The organism is Neobacillus drentensis, assembly GCF_036966985.1.
Classification (GTDB): Bacteria; Bacillota; Bacilli; order Bacillales; family Cytobacillaceae; genus Neobacillus; species Neobacillus drentensis_E.
Genome location: NZ_JBALSN010000006.1, coordinates 1 through 4,822 on the forward strand (window position 1 = coordinate 1; position 4,822 = coordinate 4,822).

Sequence of the window (4,822 nt, forward strand, 5' to 3'; positions counted from 1 at the left end):
TGCCGAACCCTATCGTAATCAATTCATAAATACAATCAGATCATTTTCTGAAGAAGACTTAACAAATATTAAGATTGACCGTTCTGATGCAGGATACATAAGAGACCTGGGGGATATGCTCCTACGCATTGCGTATCACTAATCTGTTCATACTGGTCAGTTATTAGATTATTTAAGAACGGCAGGTGTTCCAAGAATCCGTATCTGGGACTAGTGCGTAATATAGGTGCTTTCACTGTTGTGAAGCACCATTTTTATTACGTATATGTTTTTTTTAAGTGTTTCCTTCTTCAACTAAAATGCCCCTTTAGTTGAATAACAAAAAAAGGCGGCAATAGCAGCCAGCCCTTCAAGTATTACTCTTCCATAAAAATTCGTGCATAGTATTCCGTTTCTTCATCTAATTTGTTATCTTTTCTCAATTCCTCAATAGTTTCTTTTCGGCCGTCTTCAATCACTTGAAAACTTCCTGATACATTTGGTGTTTTCCCTTTGTTCTTATCCATACTTTCACTCCTACCGTTCTCCTTATTTGTATTACGGAATTCATTTCCCTTTTCATTTTGTGCTTAATTTATCGCTTTATTCGAATGACCCTAAAGGGTTTCTTGTTCAACTAACCTGCTTCTTTAGTTGAAGAAGCAATTGAAAAAGAGCTGCCACAACAACTCATTTTTGAACATTAACTCAAGCTACTCGTTAGTCAAATAACAACCTTGAATTCAGCAGATCACTAGTATTTAACGAATGTCGTTATACTTCGTTTTGATGCAATAGTGCGTCTAGAAAGCTCTTCTTTCCATTTCTTTGAGTCTAATTGATATTCACCGTATTGATCCTTGTAAGTTTTTTTCAGGAGATTAATCGTTCTAGCCTCTTCTGGATGATTATGTGATAAGGGGTAACCATGACGTCCTTCTTCAAATATATATAGTTCTACAACGTCCCCTATTTCCATAAACGAATCCAAAAATGTAATAAATTCGATGTCCTCTCCTCCAAGCTCATAAACATAAGGGAGTGTAAACGGTATACTTTCCTTATACGCCTCGCCATTTAGAAATGCATAATTATTTTCACTTGAATGATGATCAGGAATTGGCTTTAATGTAGCAATAAAATAATGAGATGTCATTGCAAAAACTCCTTTCACTAAAAAGCAAAATTTTACTTAAACTCCCCTTTAGTTGAACAAGAAAAAGCTGCCGAAGCAGCTACCCATCTTAAACTAATGCACCCGTTTGTTTAAGTACATTTTTTCACAAACTTATACTCCAGGTAGTCCACATAATTGACTACAAATATTTCTCCATTAAAACATAGGGTTTACCGGTGTTCCATCTATTCACTTGAAGAATTTTTTTTACTTAAATCTTCTGAATAAAGCTGATTTCAAAGGGCACAGATTAGTGACCTTTGAAAATCAGCTTTTATTATACAGTATCTAATGACTTCCTATTTCATTCAAGCTTATTTAGTTTGGTGTGTTTTTTCTTTATTTCTGCTGATTTTTTTTATTTTTATTTTTCTCATCTTTGGTAGAATTTTCTTTGTTGTGGGTTGCTTCTAGTTTCACAGAAACTGCTGAATTCGCTTCTGAACTTTCACTTTCATTTTTATTCATATCAGAAGAATCTGTTAGAGCCCCGCTCGTTTTGTCTTTTTTACTGGCAGATAATTCAGGTTTGTTTTTTTCTGCTTGTATAGCGACGGAGCCAGTACGTTTTTCACGGGTTTCATCTGTTTGATCCTTTGACATTACAAATGCAGTGTTATTAGGATTTCCTTCCACACTCAAATTATTTGGGCTGTCATTACTAACTTCTTCTTGTCCTACATCAGTCAAATGGTTGACCGGCGTCCATGATTCCATTGACGAAGGGACAGATCGCTCAATCCGTGCTTCTTCTTTTTTAATGACATCCTGTACCTGCTTTGTTTCCTGAATTTTTCTCTTGCCTACAATCACTTCTTCAACGACTACTGGTCTTTTTGTTACTTCTATTCGTTCTTCCGTAATTGGGATACGAATGATTTCATCCCCTGAAAACGGGCGCCCGTCATAATTTCCATCGATGACAGGACGTCGCTCTATATATACTTCTTCACGCATGAGTGGAACAAGAACAGTTCGCTCTTCTTCAACTACTTCTTTACGAAGCTGTAATTCTCCGACTTGGACACGTTGTTTTGTAATATCAAGCTGTTCTTCACTGAGCGGGACTGACCTTGTTTTTTCAGTCTCATATTGTGTTTCATATGTTTTATTAATAGGGCTTTCATACTTATATTGTGTTTTAAAATTAGGGCTTTCATAAGTTCCATACGTATCAACCAGCAACGTGATTTTCCCCTTTTTTATTTCCTCCTCACACTGTTTTGCTGTAAATTCTGACAGTCCTCTCTCAATAAGTCTGCTGGACAGTGCTCTTGCGGGCCTTCCGCCCATTCCTGCCGTCATCATGGTAACAAAGTTCTCCATCATAACACCTGCTAAGGTACTCATTTGCATGTCCGCTTCTACCATGACTCCCGTATGTGAAGTAATCAATGGAATGTTACTTCTATTTTCTGCCACCACCATCATATCTGTTTCACTATGCCCCTGACGTTTCAATCCCTCAATCGCATACAAGACTTCTGACTCTGAATTAAATGTTCCAACGATTCTTTTTTCCATTCTCACACTAATACCTCCTCTAATATATTAATGCGGGATATAAATGGCATCCCATCTAACGTATGTCTACCCCGGAAGTCATCAGAAGAAACATTGAAAAGAGAATCATGTTTAATATTTCGTTTTCACAATTGGACGATTACTGGAACATTGCAGGTTAGAGGAAGAAGAATAATGTTAAGATTACGGTAAAATGGATTGATGGGGTAATAGAAATGAACACATATTTAGATGGCATTTTAGAGTTAAAGGCAGTAACTAATAGCTGGTTTAGCTCAACAAGAAAAAAACTCCGCTGCATCTTGAATTTGATCAAACGTTTCCTTTAACTTAAGTACATTTCTTCACAAACATTTCTACGAAAGTTATAGAAGAACCATAAACAAAGAGAAGCTCATTTTCTGAGCTTCCCTCAACTTCCTAATTGAGATTTAATTTCTTCTCTCATACTCGACCTCTTTAACACTGAAATTTATACGATATATTCTAAATTTATCATTTTCGTTCTTGAACTAAACTGCCCCGTTACTACAATAAGAAAAGCCGCCTTTATGTTGCCAGCATTGAATAATTCATAATAAGGACTTCCTTAGCTAAGTAATTTTCAATACTTATTATTGTTAAGTAAAGAATAGACATTGGTATCGTGTGCTATTCCATTTTGATACATATAGTTCCTCAGAACTCCCTCTTTTTGAAAACCTATTTTAGTTAGTAAATTATTAGACGCTTCATTATCAATAAATACAACTGCTCCTATACGAGTTAAATCCATAGAATTGAAGCCAAATGAAAGAACTTTACTTACTGCTTCTATGGTGTATCCTTTTCTCCACTGGTCTGGATGAATTTCGTAACCTATTTCCGCCCTTTTATGTTTCGGCAACCACGCATTAAAACCAACTGTACCAATTATACCTTTGCTGCCTTTTCCTTCGATTCCCCAGCGTATGCCTCTTTTTTCGTGGTAGTTTTTTGAAAAGAACTCAACTAATTGCTCTGCTTGTTCTATATTCTGAAAGGATTGTTGTCCGTAATAACGTGTTACATCGTTGTTAGAAAAACAAGCAAAAATATTTTCGGAATCCTCCTTTTTTATTTCCCTTAGTATTAATCGTTCTGTCTCTAATATTGGAAACATCTAATCTCTCCCTTAATATTTCAATTATTATCTATTCTTTTTTCACCTATAAAATTCCTTTTAAATGGAACTCCTTATTACACTAACCTGCCAGTTAGTCCAATAAGAACGAAAAAAGGGTATTAATCTTTCCTAGGATCAATTCCTCATTGACCTTTATCTCTATTTCTTTTAATATCCATTCAGCAGCGGAAAACACATTATTAACAATATAATCGTTCCTCAAGAAGCCTGGATAGTGCTTCTTTTTTTAATGGAACCATGCTATCGTTAAGGTTTGTTGGGAAAGGAAGTTTTTTCCCCTTATCGCAATCCTTTGGTATAGTGTAAAGAAAGTGGGAGTTGATAGGATGTTTTTCTTGGGACTGTTCCAGCAGTTGCCCGTAAAAATTTTAACGGTGGCACTGCTGATTATACTTACGGTTTATTTGATCCGCAAATCCATCAAGCTTTTCTTTGACAAAACGTACTTCTTGGATGAAAAACGGGAAGAGACTTTGATGCATTTCGCCAACCAAGTGACAAAGGTATTGGGACTTGTGTTCTTCTTTATTTATGTACTTAGCCATTTCTTCGACCTGGAAAAGTTTGTCACTGGTTCGGTAGTGGTGGCAGGTGCCTTGGCATTAATCTTCCAGCATATCATTCGCGATTACATTATGGGGCTGACCTACTTGTTTGAGCGTCAGATCCATCATGGGGATTATGTCATCATCAATGGAAACCGTCAGGGGAAAATCGAAGAAATCAGCATACGCTACCTGAAGATTCGCCAGTTTGACGGATACCTCTATACTGTCTCCTATAGCAACATCGTGGAACTTCAGAACGGAAACCGGGGAATGCGCCGGGTGAACGAAAGTCTTGTCCTGAACTATAAGCAAAATCCGGACTATGCCTTTAAAGTGATGGAGGAAGTGGCACAAACATGTAACGAGAAATACGGGGAATACCTGTTGAAGGATGAACACGGCTTTCCTGTGGAGAGTTTCAAATTCAAC

At 36.7% G+C, this 4,822-nt stretch carries 5 protein-coding genes and 1 pseudogene; 2 read left to right on the forward strand and 4 right to left on the reverse strand.

Going from position 1 to position 4,822, the window contains the following annotated elements; genetic code table 11:
* A pseudogene (locus V7659_RS00315) lies at positions 1 to 214 on the forward strand (DinB family protein); the annotation flags it as partial.
* Positions 215 to 356: 142 nt separating this feature from the next.
* Here V7659_RS00315 and V7659_RS00320 read toward each other — a convergent pair.
* The 4 genes from V7659_RS00320 to V7659_RS00335 all read right to left on the reverse strand — a co-directional run bounded on the left by V7659_RS00320 (position 357) and on the right by V7659_RS00335 (position 3,821).
* A complete protein-coding gene (locus V7659_RS00320) occupies positions 357 to 506 on the reverse strand; it encodes a hypothetical protein (RefSeq protein ID WP_335537412.1) in 150 nt (49 codons plus the stop codon).
* 227 nt (positions 507 to 733) lie between these two features.
* Positions 734 to 1,135: a hypothetical protein gene (locus V7659_RS00325; protein ID WP_335537413.1), complete on the reverse strand. Its 402-nt coding sequence runs from the start codon at positions 1,133 to 1,135 to the stop codon at positions 734 to 736.
* Positions 1,136 to 1,495: 360 nt separating this feature from the next.
* Entirely contained in the window at positions 1,496 to 2,680 is a 1,185-nt protein-coding gene (locus tag V7659_RS00330; RefSeq protein WP_335537416.1) for a YsnF/AvaK domain-containing protein, read from the reverse strand.
* 604 nt (positions 2,681 to 3,284) lie between these two features.
* Complete coding sequence (locus V7659_RS00335) at positions 3,285 to 3,821, reverse strand: GNAT family N-acetyltransferase (protein WP_335537414.1); 537 nt, start codon at positions 3,819 to 3,821, stop codon at positions 3,285 to 3,287.
* A gap of 350 nt (positions 3,822 to 4,171) precedes the next feature.
* On the opposite strand from V7659_RS00335, the gene V7659_RS00340 reads away from it, so the two are divergent.
* A partial coding sequence (locus V7659_RS00340) for a mechanosensitive ion channel family protein (protein WP_335537415.1) occupies positions 4,172 to 4,822 on the forward strand: 651 nt, incomplete at its 3' end.